Raw genomic sequence first — 20585 nt, 5'->3', positions numbered from 1 at the left:
GCAGGGAAGTTATCCACAAAAGAGTTAAGCTTAAAAAACCTACTTCGAAATCTCAGCAAAAAAGTTCTTCAAATTTGGATCTGCGTCTAATAATATATCGTTCAAATCGTCTATTTGCTTAGCTAAAATAACCTTGTCTATTGGTTTCTTAATTAATGTATTATATTCCTGTTCCGGATGATTTTTCTTGTACTGTTTGGTTAGCTTACACAGGTATCTATAAAATGATTCAAAAAGACTATTTTTTTCCTCAAAAATGTTCTCAATGACATTATTACTATTTTCCTTATTATTAATGAAGTGCCCAAAAAATCCAATAACGTAATAAGGTATAGGAGTTCTCTTATCGTCACTTGTTGCACGTTCTCTTTCTGCGCGTAAGTAAATCAAATATAATCGAATTAAATTATCACATGTCAAGTACTGATTTACTTTTAAGGAATAACCTTTATATATGTCAGTTGTTTCCTTTAGTACTGCGTTTTTCTTTGTATAAGCAAGATGGCCGTCTTTGATAAAGGCTAGATAAACCTGTAACAATTTGTCCAACGGAACGAATAAATCGCTTAATTCCGTAAAATCTATGCTTATCTTTTTGAAAACCCATTCGCGAGTTTTAATAATTCATTTAGCTTCTCTTTTGTACAATACTCGGATGAAAATGTATTTTTATCACTCGGTTTTATTAATAATAAAAATCCTCGCTCTTTAAATTCTTTTTGAACTCTGACAAACAAATCTGTTTTACCTCCGAAAACATTTTCATTAATAGAATTTTGTTTGTTGGTATACTTCACTACGTCTCTATAGAAAGATTGTTTCGTCTCAACAACTTGCAATATTTTTACCATAACAAAAGTTCCGCTGAACTCTTTGGTAATATCCTCATGCGTATAGGTGCTTAAAACCTCATTGATAGAATTTACAGTTTGACACCCATTAACTATCTGCGGTTTTATCACTTCAATTTGATTAGAATTTGCCGCAGTTTTTACGTTGTTACAAACTATCGTAACTCCATTATTATAATAGAAAAAATTGCTTCGATCCTGGGGGTGCTTTAATGTTTCAATAATTCCTTTATTAATCGCATTTCGACCCAAATACTCTCTTATGTTTGCCTCAAAAAGTGGATATTCCCTTTCTTTAGCCTCGTTGTACATTTTGTATAATTGCTCAACAGGAGTAAGGATATAAAATGCTTTGGGCATATTCGGCAATTTATATTCTTCTGGCCTGATTGCTAATATTGTTCTCCGTTCGGCGTAGTCTCCGACTACGTCGCAGCGGCACCAGATCTCCGATCTGCGAAAACACACACCACGCCCATCCTTACATCCTTCCTCGTCCGCCAAAGCCGCAGGCAATGGCGGACGCATCAAGGTTCACCCATCATGTGCACTTTCCTGCACATCATCTCACATTATTTTGGCCACTTCCCACCCATACCCCATATTTGTTACAGGTGCCACCTACCATCCTTAAAGTGGCCCGCACCTGCACAAAATGTACATATACCTGCATAAAGACATTTCTACTACATCTACAGCGCTCAACATACCATCTCCCCCCTTTGGGAGAGCCTGCCTGCTGGGAGGCAGGGCCGGGAGGGGCTTATCGACCGACATAAAACCGACACAGACCGACATTTTAGGTACACAAAATGTACATTTCAGGTACATAATACCGACACAAAATGTGCATGAAATGAGGCGAAAACCGCTATAACATATTGATAGCCAATAAAAACACCCTCCCACAAAAAATTTCCGTCAAAAATGCGCATTTATACCTTCTGTCTTCCTTACATCCTGTGGATCAAGGTTCCCCCGTTATCCACATAGTACTAATAGCTCGCCGGGCGTATTTGCTGCCGTCTCGTTATTTTTGCCGCACTAAGTATACAGGCGCATGATATACCACATAGTGATAGGCGATATGGCAGCCGCACCGCTGGCCGAGGCAATGACCACCACCCCCGAACTGGAAGGCGAGATAGTAGTGATAAGAGACCTGCTGAACCTGGGCCCCATACAGAAGACCGAGGATGGCCAAAAGTTCTCCGACCTCCGCAGCGCATTCTGGCAGCAGGTAGTAGTAAGCGACAAAAGCCCCATACAGGTAGATGATACCGAGCGACTGCTACAGGTGAGCGCCGCCATGGCCGCCAACGAAGACATAAAAGCATGGGTATGGATAGCTCCCTGGCCCGCCGATATATGCACCCTACTGTGGACCACGAAATACCTGGGCAAATATCCCGGCCGCTTCTTTGTGGTCAACATAGCCGGCCTGCCCTTCCTCGATGAGAACGGCAAGGTATTCTACCCAAAGAACATAAGCGAGCTGCGCCCCAAAGAGATAGTGAAAGCAAAACGCCTGGCCCGCCAGGTATCCTATGCCGAAATAGAGACCGATGGCGAAGAGTGGCGCAAGCTGGTGAACGAGAACGGCGCCATACGCACGCTGGAAGGCGCAAAACGCATAGCATCGCGGCCGGCAGAGCATTACGATACCCTGCTGTTCGGCTTCTGCACACAGCAGTTCCAGAAGGCATCGAAGGTGGTGAACCAGGCCATGGCCAAACACAACATACCCACCGGCGACCTGTACCTGGGCTGGCGCCTGCGCGAAATGGCCGCTACCGACCGCCTGCGCATACAGGGCGATACCACAAAGGGACTAAAGGACTTCGACGTGAAGATACCCAGCGGCGAGCTGGACTTCGTTACAGAAGGCGTGCAGCCGGTAGAAGGCAACGGATGATCTGCTATGCAGATATATAGCGCATCACCTGCCCTGCGACACCTGGTCGGTGGTAGTGGGTTGCCAGGTGGCCACATCGCCGGGCATGCTTTCGGTACCTGCCTTGTTCACAGCCACTACATAGAATTTGTAGCTGCCGCCATTACCCTGTGGTACCGGCAGTTTGTACATGGCAGGCCTTAACGGCAGGTCATCGGCCTGCAGCACGAACTTATCATTCAGGGCATCGTACTGGTACAGCCTGTAGTGGTGTGTAGTGTTGTCGCCGTTTATTGGCGGGTCCCACGATATATGCAGCATCTGCCGCCTGTTATTATCCATCACCGCCTTTATCACCGTATTGTGCGGCTTGGGCGCCTCCGGCGAAGGGAAGTAATTGAAAAGGCGCTCTACACCGTTTATCACGCTGCGGTCCTCGTATATGGCCACTACACGCACCCTTATATAATAGTTGGCCTGCGAGCCCGACCTGTCTATATACGACCTCGTAGCCCGGTTCAGCAATGCCGATGTGCGCATATAGCCCGCAGGCATATTATCCTTCTCTACATAGAACCCCTTTATGAATCGTTCATACTCCGGCGGGAAGCTCCACTCTATGCTCATACCGTCTTTGAAGTAGTACCCCAGCGATGTAAGGTTGGTAACGATAGGCTTCTTGTATTCGGCCGGGTGCTCGTGCGGGTGAAAGGTGTAAGACCTGATGATACCTTCTATACCGAACAATGATTGCGCGCTGATGCTGTACTGGTCCATAGTGGTAGCAGAGCCGGTCTTATCCAGCCATTCGAACTCTGACGCCCTACCTTTGCCCTCGGCCACTGCAATGGGACGGTCGTTGAGGCGTATGCCACGCTTATAGATGTTGAAGCCTGTCACATACCCGGCCTTTACCTTGTCCATATCGGCATTCCATACCAGGTGTACCCCCCTGCTGGTACCGGGGTCCACGCGCGATGTGATGTCCTGCACCACATTCAGATCGGGTATCTCGCCATAGTTCCAGCTTACCTGCGCCAGTTGCACATTGGTACCATGTACGAACAGGCCATACTGGTAGTCTATCCTCTGTGTTACGGTGCGGTCCACGAAGCCGAAGCCGCTCATCAGCGACACATCGAAGTCCAGCTCGGCCAGCATGAAGATGTCCTGTATGGCTTTGTCTCCGGCCTTCCACCTGGCCATAAATGCAGGATAGCTGTATTCCTGCACAGAGCCGTTCTTCAGCAGGTCTTTCAGCTTTTCCTTCACCCTGGCTATCTCTATCCCATCAGGCCCTGCAGGTATCAGGTCTTTTTTCAAAGATATGCCCGGCATCAGCGGGGCAGAGTTGAGCTTCTTCCAGTCGCCCAGGCCGTCCTTCCTTTTTATGTCGAAACCCGACATATCCATCTGTACCGAATTGAAGAACCATACCAGTTTTACGGTCTTGCCGTCGGGGCTTTGCGCCATCAGGTTCACGATATTCTCCTGTGCGAATGAAATGGAACTGAACAGGAGCAGAGATAAAATGCCAATAATGGTCTTCATAGAATAGCTGAGATACCTGGGTCAACAATGAACGCTTCGGTCAGCAACAAGGGGTCATGGCCAGCCTGCCCTTACTGCACAAAGCCATTCGTCACATATGCTACAGGCGCTGCTGGCGCTGCATATATAATATACTCAAAAATAGTAAAAAAACGGGCGCACAACTTCGCATTTACAGAAATGCAATGGCATTAGCTGAAAAGGAAGGCTATATCATCCTTCGTAAGGCGTTTCATGAATGCATTGTCATCAGACACCAGCTCTGCCGCCAGCGCACGTTTGCGCTCCTGCAGCTGCAGCATTTTCTCTTCCAGTGTATCCTTGCATATAAGGCGGTAGGCAAAAATGTTCTTTGTTTGCCCTATACGGTGGGTACGGTCTATGGCCTGCTGTTCTACAGCGGGGTTCCACCATGGGTCTACTATATACACATAGTCGGCAGCGGTAAGGTTCAGACCTATACCACCCGCCTTCAGCGATATGAGGAACACACGGCAATCGTGGTTGTTCTGGAACTCGGTGATGGCCCGCTCGCGCTCGGCCGATGAGCTGCTGCCGTCGAAGTACACATGGCTTATCTTCTCCTCGGTGAGCTTTTGCCGTATGAGGCCCAGCATACCCAGGAACTGCGAGAACACTAGCACCTTGTGGTCGCCCACGTTCTCGGTTATCTCGCGGCTCAGTTCGTCCAGCTTCACCGAGTAGTTATGAAAACGCTCACTCTCGTTCAGTATGGCAGGCGAGTCGCATATCTGGCGCAGCTTGGTAAGGCCCTGCAATATGTGCATCTGCGAGCGTTCCATGCCCTGCTCTTCTATCATGCCCAGTATCTGCGAGCGGTAGGTATTGCGGTAGGCATCGTATATGCGGCGCTGCTCTGTTCCCATCTCGCAGTAGAGGATGGTCTCTGTTTTTTCGGGCAGGTCTTTTGCCACCTGCTCCTTGGTGCGTCGCAGCAGAAAGGGGTGCGTAAGCTTGCGCAACTGCTGCTTCACCTCGTCTTCCATGAACTTGTCTATAGGTGTAGCGAACTCGCTCATGAAGAACTCGCGGCTGCCCAGCATACCGGGATTCAGGAAGTTCATCTGCGCATACAGGTCGAAGGTGTTGTTCTGCACGGGCGTACCGCTCAGGGCCAGCCGGTTCCTGCTATTCAGCAGCAGCGATGCCTTCGCCACCTGCGATTGCGGGTTCTTTATCGATTGCGACTCATCCAGTACCACATAGTCGAACGCTATCTCGCGCAGGCCTTTGATATCGCTGCGCATAGTGCCGTAAGTGGTAATGATGATGTCTATACCCTTGTACGAGGCCGGTGCGGCATTGCGCTTCGGGCCATGGTGTATGACATGGGTAAGCTCCGGGGTGAATTTCTTTATTTCGTTCTCCCAGTTATACATCAGCGTGGTAGGGCATACCACCATGAATATAGCATCGGGGTGATGGTTCTTGTAATGCTGGAAGAAAGCAAGTGTCTGTATGGTCTTACCAAGACCCATATCATCGGCCAGTATACCACCCCACCCTGCTTCGTTCAGGAAAATGAGCCATTGGAAACCCGCCAGCTGGTATGGCCTCAGTGTGGCCGTCAGGTGCTCCGGCGGCGCTATATTTGAGAAGTCGTTGCTCAGTATTCGCTCCAGCTTGTCCTTCTTCACCTCCAGGTCCTCTATCAGGGCCTCTTCCTTTATCTCGCCCAGCAGCTCTTCCAGCACATTGTAATGGAATTTCTTCAGGCGCACCTTACCGCCTTTGGCCTCGCCCACCTTCAGTAGCAGGCTGTATTTCTTCAGCCACTCCTCTGGCAGTAGGCCCAGCGAGCCATCGCTCAGGCGCACAAAGTTCTGCCGCTGGGTAAGCGCCTTTTTCACATCTATTATCGATACCCGCTGGTCGCCAAAGGTGAGCTCTACCGATGCATCGAACCAGTCTATGCCACTGCTCACCTGTATCTGGGTCTGCGGCTTGTGGGTATTCACGCGCAGGTTCTTCAGCCCTTCCATGCCCAGCAGCTCTACATCCTGCTCGCGCATCACATCCACGAACCGGAAGAACCAGTTGTTGGTAAGCACTGCCGAGCCCGGCAGGAAGAACACATCATCCTTCTTATTGAAAACTATATCGGTATGCAGTGTGCGCAGCAGGTCCATGTATTCCCGCTCGGCCTGCTCGTTGCGCTTCATTATGGTCACTATGCCATTGCGCGGCTGTATCACATCGCCAAAGTAAGACGGCTTCACCTCCACATCACCATACAGGAAGGCAGGCGCCAGTATCAGTGTCTGCTCGCGCTCATACAGGTACAGCCTGTAGCGGGTGATGGCCTTGTGTACATGTTCTACCAGTTCTTCAGAGAAATGCACATATATAAGGTTGCTCCACTGCATCAGCTCACTTTCCAGGAAAGTGTTCCATTTGCTTGCGGGCACCTTCATGTATCCCTCCGGCTCAAAGCGTTCTGCAATGGCTATTTCCTGCAGGTCTCCAAGGGCATACAGGCTATTCTCGTACTGCAGCAGGGCAGGGTTTATCACCGTTACCTTATTGTAAGGTACTGCACGGTTATCTATGTTCCATTCCAGCTCTACTATATGGTCATCCCCATCTTTCCTTACCACCAGCTGCGGATGCGCATGCGCAGAAGAGAAGGCTACAGCCTCCAGCGTCTGCGACGACAACGTTTTACCTGGCTTCCTCATGTACAGGAAGGGGTGGTTGTTATAACGGTCCAGCAGTTTCTGGTACTTGGGCAGCAGGTATTCCCATGCCTGCGTGCGCACTTCTTCCTGCGGAATATCTTTCAGCAGGCTGCCATAGTCATGCAGCAGGTCGCCGAAGGGCAGCGTTTTTTTCAGGTAGCGCAGCAGCTCTTCCGACTGGAATTTGCGCACCACCGGCAGCAGGTCGCGGTCCTCTGCCACAAAGCGCATGGGGTTCACATACTGGTCCAGCTCCAGCTTTTCTATGCCCTTCGCCAGGTCGGTCCCTTCCTCAGTGGCCTCTCCGGCCACCAGCAGCACATCTACAAAGGGGAACGAAGTACGCGAGGTGTCGAACACCACACCCAGGCGTTTATCTTCCTGTACCTGCACAGGTGCCGCTACCTGCACTTGCACGGGTGCGGCCACCGGCCTACCCTGCGCGCCCACCTTCTTTATAGAAGGGTCCAGTACGCGCAGAAAAGGTTTATTGTCCTGGTATATGAACTCGAACTTGCCTGTCAGGTCATCGTTCAGGCTGTAGCCATATTGCTCCAGCAGCTTGTTCTTCTGTATGTCCCAGTTCTGTATGGACTGGAAATGATTGGCCCCGAAATTCTTCAGTACCTGCAGAAAGAGTGCTGCCTTATGCACACACAGCGGGTGCGTGCTCTCGCTGCACCCGCAAGAGGTATCGAAATACCGCTCTTCGTTCTGCTTTATGGTCACGCGGTATATCTCCCCGCTCTCATCGGGCACTTTGGCCTCTATATTGCCGTTCTTGTTGGTGATGATGATGGCCCTGTCGCCATTGGCTATCATCTCGGCCTTTTCCAGCGATACTGCGGCGGTGAACAGTTGCAGCATCTGGCGGCTCACCTGCCTCATGCGCACTATGGTGTGCTTCTGCTCGTAAACAATGTTCACGTTCTCAAAGAAGCCGCTCTGCAATATATCGTTCAGCTGAAAAAGGGCCGCCACCTCGTGCCTGCATATCTCGCCCAGGTTGTAGGGGCACTGGCAGCGCACTGCCAGGTCCTTGGGCTGCAGGTATTTATTTACCGTTACCGTATAGTAGTTCTGGTACAGGTCGTTACGCACACGAAACCGCACCTGCTCCAGCAGGTGGTCCACATCCAGCATTTGTACTCCCGATGTATAGAAGATCTTCTTGCCACGGCGTATCACCTCTTCGGTGCCATGATTATATACATATCTGAGTATTGGCGGTAACGACATTCTTCCCGGCTACAGGTTCAAAAAAGGCAAGCTACAAAAGTAGAGAAAAAAGAGAAGAAGGATGTACAGATCGTTGTAAATGTATGTTAACATACCTTCCTCCACTTATGCATATGCGCACATTTACATATATAATAACTCGAAAAGGACATTGACCAAAAACACACAGCAGATCGTTATGAACCATAACTTTATAGCTGGAACAGAATTATAGATAGTTTGAAAAGAAGATGTAACGCAACGCTACGCCTGCCCCTGATGGTGTGTTGTATGACCTTACTCTACTGGTCTGCCCCGGCATGGGACGGCGGAAGTGCCCAGGTAGAGCAACTGCTGAAAAAACTGACCAAAGCCAAAGAAGACACGAACAAAGTAGTGCTGCTGGGCCAACTGGCCCATGCCTACGACCGCATAGAACCCGATACGGGCATCAAATATTCCAGCGCACAGCTGGTACTGGCCACAAAACTGCAATGGGTGCGTGGCATAGCCTATGCCAACAGCTCGCTCGCCGCCAGCTACTATGTGAAGAACGACCTTCGCCTGTCTGCAGAATATTACAACAAGGCCATAGAGATATGGCAAGAGGAAGGCGATAAGAAAATGCTGGCCGATAACTATGCCGGCGCCGGCGATGTGTATTTCTTCCAGGGCGACCTTGCATCGGCGCTCGACTACCTGCTGAAAGCGGGCGACCTGTACAACGAGGCGGGCAACAAGGAAAATGCAGCAAAGACATTGGTGCGCATAGGCGATATATACGGCACACAAAAAGACCGCGTGAGGGCCATGCAATACCTACGCAAAGGCGAGGACCTGTATGCAGCGCTGGGCGATAGCGCGGCCATAGGCCGGGTGAATGCCAGCATGGGCAATGTACACCTGGGCCAGCACGATCATGCCGAGGCGCTGAAGCACTACCGGAAGGCGCTGGCCATTTTCGAAAGAATGGGCAAAACATACGATATAGCCTATGTATGTGGCAATGCCGGCAGCGCCTACATGGGTATAAAGGAATACTCTTTGGCCCTTATACACTACTTCCGCTCGCTACGCATGAATGTAGCGCTTGGCAACCAGCATGGCGAAGAAGCCGCCATGGGCAATATAGGCTCTGCATACCTGGCCATAGCCAAAGACCCCAGGGCAGTACCCCGCGACAGCCTGATACCACAGGGAAATGCCCTGCTGCTGAAAAAAGCCGCCGAATACCTGCACAACAGCATAGACCTGTGCCAGGAGACGGGCAATACCGGCGCGCTGGTAGAGTTCTACCCTCGCCTGTCAGAGGTATACGCTATGCAGGGCTTGTGCAAACCCGCACTGGAATACCAGTTGAAGTACACGGCCATCAGGGATTCCCTGTTCGACTCTGAGAACAAGGTAAAGCTCTTTAATGTGCAGGCGCAGTACGAGATAGCGCTGAAGGATAAGGAAATAGACCTGGACAAGCTGGCCGTAGAGAAGAAGCAGAACGAAAGGATATTCTATATAGCAGGCATAGCGGGCCTGCTCATCATCATCGCCTTCATAGGCCGCGAACGCAAACGCTCGGACAAGCTGCTGCTGAACATACTGCCCGAGACCGTGGCATCAGAGCTGAAGACCAAGGGCACTACCGAGGTCACCTACTTCGATGATGTGACGGTCATATTCACCGATTTCGTGGGCTTTACCCGCGCAGGGGAACATATGACTCCGCGCGAGCTCATCAACGAGCTGCACGCCTGTTTCGAGGCCTTCGATGCCATAATGGGAAAGTACAACATAGAGAAGATAAAGACCATAGGCGATGCCTACCTTGCCGTAGGCGGCGTGCCCCGCCGCGATGCGCAGCATGCACAGAACGTGGTACGCGCCGCGCTGGAGATATGCACCTTCATGCAGGCACGGAAGGAGCAGCTTGGCGACCGCACCTTCTCTGTACGCATAGGGGTGAACAGTGGCAGCGTAGTGGCAGGTATAGTGGGCGTGAAGAAATTTGCCTACGATATATGGGGCGACACAGTGAACACGGCCGCCCGCATGGAGCAGAACAGCGAGGCCGACCATGTGAACATATCGGAAAGCACCTACGAGCTTATAAAAGACCGCTTCGAATGTACTTACCGCGGCCAGATGCTGGTAAAGAACAAGGGCGCCATGAAGATGTACTATGTAGTGGCCGAAAAGGGCGCTACCGCCTGAGCAGGTCCATAAAAAAAGCTATCTGTGCCACATTCCTGGAAAGGAACGCTGCACAGATAGCGGCAAAAGAACTATTCTATTACTTATTTACTACGAGCTGCAGGTGATGCAGCCTTCCTGCATGGTGCATACCGCACCGGTATTGTACTCTGTTGTTATGTCGTCTATCTCGTTGGCGCTGTCGGCCTTGGTCTCGGTAGAGGGTATCACAGGCTCTATATCGTTGCTGGCCTGCTTCTCTACGGTGAACTGTACCGCCTGTGTGGCCGCCTGTGTGCGCAGGTAGTACATACCTGTCTTCAGGCCCTTCTTCCATGCGTAGAAGTGCATAGAGGTCAGCTTGGCCATAGTAGGCGTATCTACGAACAGGTTCAGCGACTGCGACTGGCATATATAGGCGCCCCTGTCGGCGGCCATATCTATCAGGTTGCGCTGCTTTATCTCCCATACGGTCTTGTACAGCTCTTTTATATGAGCTGGTATCTCCGTTATGTGCTGTACCGATCCGTTGGCAGCTATTATCTTGTTCTTCATGGTGTTGTTCCACAGGCCCAGCTCTGCAAGGTCTTTCAGCAGGTGCTTGTTCACTATTATGAACTCACCACTCAGTACACGGCGTGTATAGATGTTGGAAGTATACGGCTCGAAACACTCGTTATTGCCCAGTATCTGCGATGTAGATGCGGTAGGCATTGGCGCTACCAGCAGCGAGTTGCGCGCGCCATGCTTCATTACCTCTGCGCGCAGTGCATCCCAGTCGTAGCGGTCCGAAGGCTGCACGTTCCACATATCGAACTGGAAGATACCCTTCGATAACGGAGAACCTGCGAAGGTCTCATATGCGCCATCTTTCTTCGCCAGATCCTTACTGGCCGTCATAGCGGCAAAGTATATGGTCTCGAAGATGTTCTTGTTCAGCAGCTTGGCCATATCGCTCTCAAAGGGCAGGCGCATCAGTATGAACACATCGGCCAGGCCCTGTACGCCCAGACCCACGGGGCGGTGGCGCATGTTAGAGTTGCGGGCCTCTTCTACAGGGTAGTAGTTGCCATCTATTATCTTGTTCAGGTTGCAGGTTATGTGGTAGGTCACCTCGTACAGCTTATCGAAGTTGAACTTGCCATCCTGCACGAATCTTGGCAGCGCTATAGATGCCAGGTTGCACACGGCCACCTCATCGGGGCTGGTGTATTCTATTATCTCTGTGCAAAGGTTGCTGCTCTTTATGGTGCCCAGGTTCTGCTGGTTGCTCTTCCCATTGGCGGCATCTTTGTACAGCAGGTAGGGCGTACCTGTCTCTATCTGCGCCTCCACTATGGCGAACCACAGCTCCTGCGCCTTTATGGTCTTGCGCTGGCGGCCTTCTGCCTCGTACTGTGCATACAGCGCCTCGAACTCTGCACCGAAACACTCCGACAGGCCGGGAGCCTCATTGGGGCAGAACAGGCTCCAGTCGCCGTTCTCCTCTACCCTCTTCATGAACAGGTCGGGGATCCACAATGCGTTGAATAGGTCGCGGGCGCGCAGCTCTTCCTTACCATGGTTCTTGCGAATGTCCAGGAAGTCGAACACATCGGCATGCCAGGGCTCCAGGTATATGGCGAATGCGCCCTTGCGCTTGCCACCGCCCTGGTCCACATAGCGGGCCGTATCGTTGAATACGCGCAGCATCGGTATCAGGCCGTTGCTGGTACCATTGGTGCCACCTATGTAGCTGCCTGTTGCACGCACATTGTGTATCGCCAGGCCTATACCACCTGCACTCTGCGATATCTTGGCGGTCTGCTTCAGCGTATCGTATATGCCGTCTATGCTGTCATCCTTCATGGTAAGGAGGAAGCACGATGACATCTGCGGCTTGGGCGTACCTGCATTGAACAGTGTAGGCGTAGCATGCGTGAACCAGCGCTCGCTCATCAGGTTATACGTCTCTATGGCGGCCTGTATGTCTTCTTTGTGTATGCCTATGGCCACGCGCATATACATATGCTGCGGGCGCTCTACCACCTTGCCATTCAGGCGCAGCAGGTAAGATTTCTCTATGGTCTTGAAACCGAAATAATCGAAACCGAAATCGCGGTCGTATATTATAGAGCTGTCCAGCAGCTCGGCATTGTCCTCTATTATCTGCGCCACATCATCGGCCAGCAGCGGCATGCGGCGGCCATTGGTATCATCGGTATAGTTGTATAGCTGGCGCATCGTTTCCGAGAACGACTTTGTAGTGTTCTTGTGCAGGTTGCTTATAGCTATGCGGCTTGCCAGCAACGCATAATCGGGATGCTTTATAGTAAGCGATGCCGCGGTCTCTGCAGCCAGGTTATCCAGCTCGGTGGTGGTCACACCGTCGTATATGCCCTCTATCACCTTCTTGGCCACATCTATCACGTTCACGGCCTTGTTCAGGCTGTAAGACAGCTTCTCTATACGCGCCGTTATCTTGTCGAACTTTACGCTCTCTTTTTTACCGTTCCTTTTTATTACATACATAGCGTTCGTATTTTATAAGGTTAGTTTGTCGTTGCTTTAGTTACAGAGTCAATTAGTTAAAAGGGTAATAAGGTAAAAGGTCGATAAGGTAAAGGGTTGGTATTTGAAATTTGGAATTTGTGATCTGGAATTTGGTATTTGGAATTTGGACTTTGGAATTTGGTATTTCCCCTAAAAGTCTTCATCCAGCGAAAAGCTCTGTGTCGACTGGCCGCTTATCACACCTGCCTTCTGGTAGTCGCCCACACGTTTCTCGAAGAAGTTGGTCTTGCCCTGCAGCGATATCATCTCCATGAAGTCGAAGGGGTTGGTGGCGTTGTATACCTTGGGGTAACCCAGGTCGGCTATCCACCTGTCCGCTACGAATTCTATGTACTGCTGCATCAGCCTCGCGTTCATACCTATCAGGTCTACAGGTATGGCCTCGCTTATGAACTGTTTCTCTATCTCTACCGCCTCGCAAATGATAGCATATACCTCGTTCTTGCTCAGCTTGGTGGCCAGCATGCTGTACAGCAGGCAGGCAAATTCGCAATGCAGGCCCTCATCGCGGCTTATGAGCTCGTTGCTGAAGGTGAGGCCCGGCATCAGGCCACGTTTTTTGAGCCAGAATATAGAGCAGAAGCTGCCGCTGAAAAAGATGCCCTCTACCGCTGCAAAGGCCACCAGGCGCTCGGCAAATGTGCCGTTCTGTATCCAGCGCAGGGCCCATTCGGCCTTCTTGTTCACACCGGGTACGGTCTCTATGGCGTGGAACAGCCTGTTCTTTTCCTTGGGGTCTTTTATGTAGGTATCTATCAGCAGTGCATAGGTCTCAGAGTGTATGTTCTCCATCATTATCTGGAAACCATAGAAGCACCTTGCCTCCGGCAGCTGCACCTCGCTCATGAAGTTCACCGCCAGGTTCTCGTTCACTATGCCATCGCTGGCCGCAAAGAAGGCCAGTATATGCGATATGAAGTGACGTTCGCCATCGTTGAGGTTGGCCCAGTCTTTCAGGTCATCGCCAAGGTCTATCTCCTCTGCTGTCCAGAAGCTCGCCTCGTGTTTCTTGTACATCTCCCACACCTTCGGGTAGTTGATGGGCAGTATCACAAAACGGTCTTTGTTCTCTTTCAAAAGTATCTCTTCCTGCATATCGGTAATGATGTTATCAGTTTCAGGAACACTACGGTAAAAAAGACAAGGGTGCCATGCCTGCAAGAGGCTGTACCACCACTACTTTTCCACCGAAAGTGTACGGTGCGTTACCGGGCAGGTCTTCTGGCTCTCCTTGGTCTTCAGATACCTTCCCATCCGCCGGGGGCGAACAGTGGTATTGGGCTTTCCGAAAACTGGGCGCATCTCTGCGCCAGGACTACAGCTACGGGGATAGCGCCGGACTGAGACCGGCTTCCCTTTTTCATCACGCAGGACATTCAGAGAATGGCCTGATAAGCGAACCCGATAACGAAACAAATGTAGACAGTTGGCCCGACCGCAACAGAAAATGATATGCACAACTGTGGATAACCGCAGGCCTCTTTTAGAACACAATACCAATGCCCAAAACACAAAAATAATTAATTAGTTAAATAAATAATTTATTTCAAAAAAGAGGCCCTAAAAGCATGCAAAAAGCATAGCGGTATATAGAAATGCTCCACGATGCGGGTCGCCATAAAGTATGATCTCATATCATTAGTTTTGCAGCCATCCTCACACCACTTATGAAGAACATCTTTCTTATCATACTCTTTACACTCTCTTTCTCGGCCAGGAATGCGCAGGCGCAGTATGCCATGCATGATACCTGGTACAATAATCCTCTGGGCTTTGCCCCGCTCAACCTGCACACATCCATGGGCTTCCTGGTGCCGGCCGCTACAGTGGCACTATGCCTGGCGCTTACAGGCAAGGACAGCTCATTGCATCACCGGTTCTCTATAAGCAGTACTGCAGGCTGGGCCGGCGGCTATAAATACCCCGCCACTACCCTTTCATAAAGCAATACGGCTGTGAACTTTCAGCTACGCAAATGGATGTCCATAGGCATAGAGGCACACCTGTACTTCATGCGCGACATGTATAACAATACTATGGGCACCGCACTGAGGCCCTTTGCAAGGTTCTATATGGCCAACAGGGCCAACTGGCGCCTGTATCTCTCATCGGGCGGAGGGCTCATTTACTGCATAGATCCTTTCCCCGCACCTACCTTCAACGATGGCCGCATAGGCACCCGCCTCAATGGCACCACACGGTACGACCTCAGCACCGAGATACGCTTCTCTCCCCGCACATTCTTCACAGCGGGCATTTGCCACCTGCACATATCCAATGGCAATACGAAAAGGGTGGACCGCAACCCCTCTCACGATAGCAACGGCTTCATTTTCGGCATCTCTCACATGTTGTGGCCTCACCACCAGCACATAACACATTAGCAGGCACATACACCCGCCTGTAGCATCTTTTATGCGCTCCTTTCAGGGTCTGTGCATCATGTGGCTTTTATGAAAATAATAGGGTCCAATGTATAAGTACACAACTTTCGTTCGGTGCTAATTTTACAGTATTCTTTCACTATAAAAACACAGCATCATGAACCTGACAGAACTGAAAGGCAACTGGAACGAAATGAAAGGCAAGCTGAAGCAGAAATATGCACAGCTCACCGACGACGACCTGCTATTCGTAGAAGGCAAGGAAGATGAACTTGTAGGCCGCATACAGACCCGGCTGGGAAAAACAAAAGACGAAGTACACAAAATGCTCACCGAGGACGAGGACCTATAGTACCACGGCTACAGTACATACTACCCACTTCCTCCCCGGTCGGGGAGACCGGGAGGGAGTTGAACACAGCTACCCATTGAACAGCACAACTTTGTACAATAACGGCCCACCGGAGGGGTTTAACAACATTTACCGAAAAACCGAACAGCTATGGAACAGAAAAAGAACAGCACGCAAGAGCAGGGCACGCCGCAGAACGCTGCGCAGGGCACCGGCAAGGAGCCACAACCCATACCGGGCCAACCTACCCCCGATAAACAAAAGCCCGAGATACCCGAAATGCCTGATAAAGAGACCCCTGATATGCCCATACGACATACCGAGGTGCCGCAGCAGGAGCCTCTTACACAACCGCAGACAGACCAGCCGGAGAAGGATCATAACACCCCTACTCCTAACACTACACCGGCCCAGCCGGGCAAAGGCCAGCAACAGCAGGGCGAACAGCACAACACACCGGGCACACAACAGCCACAGTAAAAAGTACAGGAAGAACAGGAACAACACTGACCGGCGGCCGCATCAATTCTTGAAGGCGGCCGCTATTATTTTGTAAGAGGTACAGGCCTTGCCCGTAGGCTTGTCTATACAGCCTGTGCAGCCTATGGTACGCACCTCTTTGGGACTCAGGTTATCTACCAGCGTCGATTTTTTGCTCATACGCCCGTTGAACATCACAGACACATCCACACGCACCATCATGGTACGCGTCTCCGATTTATTGGTGATGGCTATACCCTTCATCTCGCCACTACAGCCGCCCTCCAGCGCCACAAAAGACACATCGTTGCGCGCATTGCCCTTTATGGTATCCTGCACTGCTGCGGGGCGCGGCCTGGGCGCTACTGCGGGCTTCTTCACCGCGGCCGGTGCGTCCGTTGCCGATGCCACAGCAGGCGTAGGCGCTGCCTCCACAACTTCGGGCAGGTCTGCCGGTGGTGCGGTAGAGTCCTCTACCTGTGCGAACACACTTGAGCAACAAAGGAATATAGCAGCAAGAAGTAGTGTGGATCTCAGTTTCATAGAATACCTGTATGGATGGACAAAGCTAGATATAAACTTTCGGAAATAGAAAACTCATAGCCGCTGCGCACTATATGCAACGGCTATGAGTTTATGATTGGTACAGCAGCAGCGGTACTAGTCTATGGATACCAGTTCTATATCGAATATGAGGTCCTGGCCGGCAAGGGGATGGTTGGCGTCAAGCCTTACCATATCGCCGTTCACCTGCGTTATCACTACAGGGAACACATTGCCCTGGTCGTCGCCCATCTGCAGCTCCATGCCCACCTGTGGTGTCATATCGGCCGGGAAATCGCTCACAGGGTAGTCCATTACCATATCCTCGTTGCGGTGGCCATATGCCTCGGCAACAGGTATGTGCACTGTTTTCTTATCGCCCGGCTGCATGTTCATCACCGCTTCGTCAAAGCCTTTTATCACCTGCCCCTTTCCGGCTACGAAATTCAGCGGTTCGCGGCCCTGCGAGCTATCGAATACGGAGCCATCGGTCAGTTTGCCGTGATAGTGAACACTTACCTTGTCTCCTGCTTTTACCTGTTGCATGTTGTAATATTATGATATTTGTGAAAAAAATGAACACGCAAGTTACAACAATAATTATCATCACAGGTCTGCAAATGATATGAAGTGTCATTATTTTTGTAGTATATCCGTCCTTGCATTGAAGAACATCTGTTGCCTGTTGCTGCTCGTATCGGCCTTTTTCTGCGGTCATGCCCGGGCCATACCCGATACCACCATTCTGCCCGCCGCGGCCGACCCCCGCGGCTATATGCGCCATCTGAAAGACAAACGCGTAGGCCTCGTCATCAACCAGACGTCGGAGTACCGGGGCGTATCGCTGCTGGATATAATGCGCGCGCAGGGCGTGAACGTGGTGCGCATCTTTGTGCCCGAGCATGGTTTTCGCGGCAGCGCCGATGCCGGTGCGCACATAGCCAACGATGTGGACTCTGCTACAGGCATACCTGTCATATCGCTCTATGGCGCCAATAAAAAGCCTAAACCCGAATACCTGAAGGATATAGATGCATTGGTGTACGACCTGCAGGATGTAGGCGTACGCTTCTATACCTACATATCTACGCTGGAATACTGCATGGAGGCCTGCGCCGATGCCGGTGTATACCTGCTGGTGCTGGACCGGCCAAACCCCAATGGCCACTATGTAGATGGCCCTGTGCTACAGAAAGAACATCGCTCATTTGTGGGCATGCAGCCCATACCCATTGTATATGGCATGACGGCGGGCGAATATGCCCTGATGCTGGCCGGCGAAAAATGGGTGGCCGGGGCCGGTAAATTGAAATTCGACGTGGTGCCCTGCAAGAACTATACCCACTACAAGCGCTACCAATTGCCGGTCCCCCCCTCGCCCAACCTGCGCACCATGGAGGCCGTGTATGCATACCCATCTATGTGCCTGTTCGAAGGTACAACCATCAGTGTAGGCCGTGGCACCTACTTCCCCTTCCTGCAGTATGGCTGCCCCGAATTCGAGGGTCTCATGCACCATAGCTTCACCCCCCGCAGCGGCCCCGGAGCAAAAACGCCCCCCTACGAGGGCAAAAAATGCTATGGGGAGATACTGGGCGATATAAAGGAACTGGGCCTTCGCGAAGAGGAAGATGGACAGCTGCAACTGAAGTGGCTGATAAAAGCTTACCGGTCCTACCCAACCAAAAAGAATTTTTTCACGTCTTTCTTTACAAAGCTGGCAGGAACCACCATTTTGGAAGAACAGATAAAGCAAAATGTGCCGGAAGCAGATATAAGGGCATCATGGAAGAACGACCTGGAGGCTTTTAAAAAAATAAGAAAAAAGTACCTTTTATACCAGGATGTATATTAGGAATAAGGATATTTTTGGGAGTAAAAAACGACACTTTCATTATATCTCACATAAAAAAACTAACTTAGTCGTCATCATTTAAACCAATTCAATACAACTGATATGAAAAAACTGATAGCTACTTGTGTGCTTCTCGCCTCTGTAACTGCGGTATCGTTCGCGCAATCGAAAGTCACCAACAAGCCTTCATCGGCACAGGCGAACGCGAGTTCCGGCACAGCAACAAAGACCTCTGCTTACCCCGAGATAACAACAGATAAGCCCACAAGCTACTTTGCCAAAGATGCCGAAAAAGCTGCACGCGCGGCCCAAACGCGATATGGCCTCTCTGAAGAGCAGTATAAGGGCGTATATGAAGCCGAAATGTACTATGCAAAACAGATGCACCAGGCATCGGCCGGTGGTGCACAGGTAAGCAATGGCCAGCACCTGCAAATGAAAATGGCAAGAGACTGGGGCTACAAGCGTGTGCTTACCGAAGAGCAGTACGGCAAGTACTTTGCCGCAGAGGGTGCCCAGCCATAATAGCTACCTCATTTTTTTCTATGATATTCAAAGCCCGGTACGCACCGGGCTTTGGCGTTTAAGAATATATGAATGTATATTTTACCTCATAAATAAACACATAACATAATAAACATTAATAATTATATCTCTTTTCAGCTCGTATTGATAGCTCGCTTATCGTATTGAATTATCTTTACTCTCTATTTAGCCCCGACCCGCTGTCTTATACAAGCACCATACCAAAACTATACCGCAGCAAATGAGTGAGCAGACCGAACAGCACGGTACCGACCAGAAAGCAACGTCGAAAAAAGATGCCGCAATGTATGGCCGTGTTACCAAGAAGAAAACGAAGGAGACCATAAGGTACAACGAGAAGATATACAAACATGTATACGACTACCGCGAGACCTTTAAAAGCGCATTCGACTACTCGGGCATAGGTATGGCCCTGCTCACCCCCGATGGTAATATACTGGATGCAAATAATGCACTTAGCACCTTTGTAGGCTACAGCCGCGCAGAACTGGCCGACCTCAATTTTCTGGACCTCGGCCACCCCGACGACAACCAGAACGACCGCTCGCTGCTGAACAGGATGCTGACAAATGTGCTGAATTACTACAGCCTGGAAAAACGCTACATAAGCAAGCAGAACACCATACTGTGGGGCATGCATACGGTATCGAAGGTGTATAACGAAGCCGGCCAGCTACAGCACTATGTGCTGCAGGTAGTAGATATAACCCGGCGCAAGAACCTCACCGATGAGCTGAACCGCAAGAACAGCGAGCTGGAAGCCATACGCAGCGGCCTCATCAATCGCATCGACCAACTGGAAGAGCTGAACCACATAATAGCGCACAACCTGCGCGGCCCTGCCAACAACATAGTGCTGCTGGTAGATATGCTGAAGGACAAGTACGAAGAGAAGGATACCGACGGCCTGCGCCTGGAGATGGAAGAGATAGTACAGTACCTGAAGGAGGGCAGCGGCTCGCTGGTCACCAGCCTGAACACGCTGATGGATGTGGTACGCATCAGCATGTCGCGCGAGATACCCTTCGACGACTGTGACGTATATGCCATGTGCCACGAGATACTGGACCAACTGAACAGTACCATCTTCGAAACAGGAGCCTTCGTGCAGCTGGAACTGGAGATAAAAAAGATACACTACCCGAAGGTCTTCCTCGAAAGCATCATCTACAACCTGCTGAGCAATGCCCTGAAATACATAAGTCCCGACCGCATACCCGACATACTGCTGCGCACCTACGAGCAGGATGGCAAGATAGTGCTATCGGTAAAGGACAACGGCCTGGGTATAGACCTTGTGAAATATGGCAACAAGATATTCAAGCTGAACCAGGTGTTCCACAAACGGCCCGACAGCAAGGGCGTGGGCCTTTACATCACCCGTGCGCAGATCGAATCGTTCGGTGGCAGCATACAGGTAAAAAGCAGGGAGAACGAAGGCTCCGAGTTCATCGTCACCTTCTGATCTCCCT

17 protein-coding genes and 1 riboswitch are annotated in these 20585 nt (G+C 50.8%); of the genes, 9 read left to right on the top strand and 8 right to left on the bottom strand.

Going from position 1 to position 20585, the window contains the following annotated elements; genetic code table 11:
• Positions 1–39: 39 nt before the first annotated feature.
• On the bottom strand, positions 40–549 hold the full coding sequence (locus tag ABD843_RS12615; protein ID WP_345083689.1) for a hypothetical protein: 510 nt from the start codon (positions 547–549) through the stop codon (positions 40–42).
• Positions 550–587: 38 nt separating this feature from the next.
• Positions 588–1211, bottom strand: coding sequence for an AIPR family protein (locus ABD843_RS12610; protein WP_345083687.1), 624 nt, complete (start codon positions 1209–1211; stop codon positions 588–590).
• A 700-nt stretch (positions 1212–1911) separates the two neighbouring features.
• On the opposite strand from ABD843_RS12610, the gene ABD843_RS12605 reads away from it, so the two are divergent.
• Entirely contained in the window at positions 1912–2766 is an 855-nt protein-coding gene (locus tag ABD843_RS12605; protein ID WP_345083685.1) for a DUF3658 domain-containing protein, read from the top strand.
• A gap of 24 nt (positions 2767–2790) precedes the next feature.
• Here ABD843_RS12605 and ABD843_RS12600 read toward each other — a convergent pair whose 3' ends face one another.
• Positions 2791–4296, bottom strand: coding sequence for a fibronectin type III domain-containing protein (locus ABD843_RS12600; RefSeq protein WP_345083683.1), 1506 nt, complete (start codon positions 4294–4296; stop codon positions 2791–2793).
• Between the two features lie 191 nt (positions 4297–4487).
• Positions 4488–8234: an SNF2-related protein gene (locus ABD843_RS12595; RefSeq protein ID WP_345083681.1), complete on the bottom strand. Its 3747-nt coding sequence runs from the start codon at positions 8232–8234 to the stop codon at positions 4488–4490.
• A 270-nt stretch (positions 8235–8504) separates the two neighbouring features.
• Between ABD843_RS12595 and ABD843_RS12590 the strand changes: the two genes are divergently transcribed.
• Positions 8505–10421 (top strand): adenylate/guanylate cyclase domain-containing protein, encoded by a 1917-nt coding sequence (locus tag ABD843_RS12590; protein ID WP_345083679.1) that lies wholly within the window; start codon positions 8505–8507, stop codon positions 10419–10421.
• 90 nt (positions 10422–10511) lie between these two features.
• Here the strand turns inward: ABD843_RS12590 and ABD843_RS12585 are convergent, their stop codons facing one another.
• Positions 10512–12911, bottom strand: coding sequence for a ribonucleoside-diphosphate reductase subunit alpha (locus ABD843_RS12585; protein WP_345083677.1), 2400 nt, complete (start codon positions 12909–12911; stop codon positions 10512–10514).
• A gap of 171 nt (positions 12912–13082) precedes the next feature.
• Positions 13083–14048, bottom strand: a complete 966-nt coding sequence (locus ABD843_RS12580; protein WP_345083675.1) for a ribonucleoside-diphosphate reductase small subunit — start codon at positions 14046–14048, stop codon at positions 13083–13085.
• 99 nt (positions 14049–14147) lie between these two features.
• Positions 14148–14373: riboswitch (cobalamin riboswitch) on the bottom strand.
• A gap of 247 nt (positions 14374–14620) precedes the next feature.
• Here ABD843_RS12580 and ABD843_RS12575 point away from each other — a divergent pair.
• The 4 genes from ABD843_RS12575 (at position 14621) to ABD843_RS12560 (ending at position 16169) form a co-directional block, all read left to right on the top strand.
• Complete coding sequence (locus ABD843_RS12575) at positions 14621–14896, top strand: hypothetical protein (protein WP_345083673.1); 276 nt, start codon at positions 14621–14623, stop codon at positions 14894–14896.
• A 12-nt stretch (positions 14897–14908) separates the two neighbouring features.
• Positions 14909–15337: an acyloxyacyl hydrolase gene (locus ABD843_RS12570; RefSeq protein ID WP_345083671.1), complete on the top strand. Its 429-nt coding sequence runs from the start codon at positions 14909–14911 to the stop codon at positions 15335–15337.
• A gap of 157 nt (positions 15338–15494) precedes the next feature.
• The gene (locus ABD843_RS12565; RefSeq protein ID WP_345083669.1) at positions 15495–15689 is read left to right on the top strand and encodes a CsbD family protein; all 195 of its coding nucleotides are present in this window, start codon (positions 15495–15497) and stop codon (positions 15687–15689) included.
• A gap of 150 nt (positions 15690–15839) precedes the next feature.
• Entirely contained in the window at positions 15840–16169 is a 330-nt protein-coding gene (locus ABD843_RS12560; protein WP_345083667.1) for a hypothetical protein, read from the top strand.
• Positions 16170–16211: 42 nt separating this feature from the next.
• Here ABD843_RS12560 and ABD843_RS12555 read toward each other — a convergent pair whose 3' ends face one another.
• Complete coding sequence (locus tag ABD843_RS12555) at positions 16212–16712, bottom strand: hypothetical protein (RefSeq protein ID WP_345083665.1); 501 nt, start codon at positions 16710–16712, stop codon at positions 16212–16214.
• 117 nt (positions 16713–16829) lie between these two features.
• Positions 16830–17258: an FKBP-type peptidyl-prolyl cis-trans isomerase gene (locus tag ABD843_RS12550; protein WP_345083663.1), complete on the bottom strand. Its 429-nt coding sequence runs from the start codon at positions 17256–17258 to the stop codon at positions 16830–16832.
• A gap of 118 nt (positions 17259–17376) precedes the next feature.
• Here ABD843_RS12550 and ABD843_RS12545 point away from each other — a divergent pair, with 118 nt between their 5' ends.
• The 3 genes from ABD843_RS12545 to ABD843_RS12535 all read left to right on the top strand — a co-directional run bounded on the left by ABD843_RS12545 (position 17377) and on the right by ABD843_RS12535 (position 20578).
• A complete protein-coding gene (locus ABD843_RS12545; protein WP_345083661.1) occupies positions 17377–18567 on the top strand; it encodes an exo-beta-N-acetylmuramidase NamZ family protein in 1191 nt (396 codons plus the stop codon).
• Between the two features lie 102 nt (positions 18568–18669).
• The gene (locus tag ABD843_RS12540) at positions 18670–19092 is read left to right on the top strand and encodes a hypothetical protein (RefSeq protein WP_345083659.1); all 423 of its coding nucleotides are present in this window, start codon (positions 18670–18672) and stop codon (positions 19090–19092) included.
• Between the two features lie 241 nt (positions 19093–19333).
• Positions 19334–20578 carry a sensor histidine kinase gene (locus ABD843_RS12535; RefSeq protein WP_345083657.1) on the top strand — a complete coding sequence of 415 codons (1245 nt, stop codon included), beginning with the start codon at positions 19334–19336 and terminating at the stop codon, positions 20576–20578.
• The last annotated feature ends 7 nt before the right edge of the window (positions 20579–20585 follow it).

The sequence above is a fragment of the Nemorincola caseinilytica genome (assembly GCF_039540515.1).
Taxonomy (GTDB): Bacteria; Bacteroidota; Bacteroidia; order Chitinophagales; family Chitinophagaceae; genus Nemorincola; species Nemorincola caseinilytica.
The sequence above is the reverse complement of the archived record's forward strand: the minus strand, read 5'-3'. Positions and strand labels throughout refer to the sequence as shown.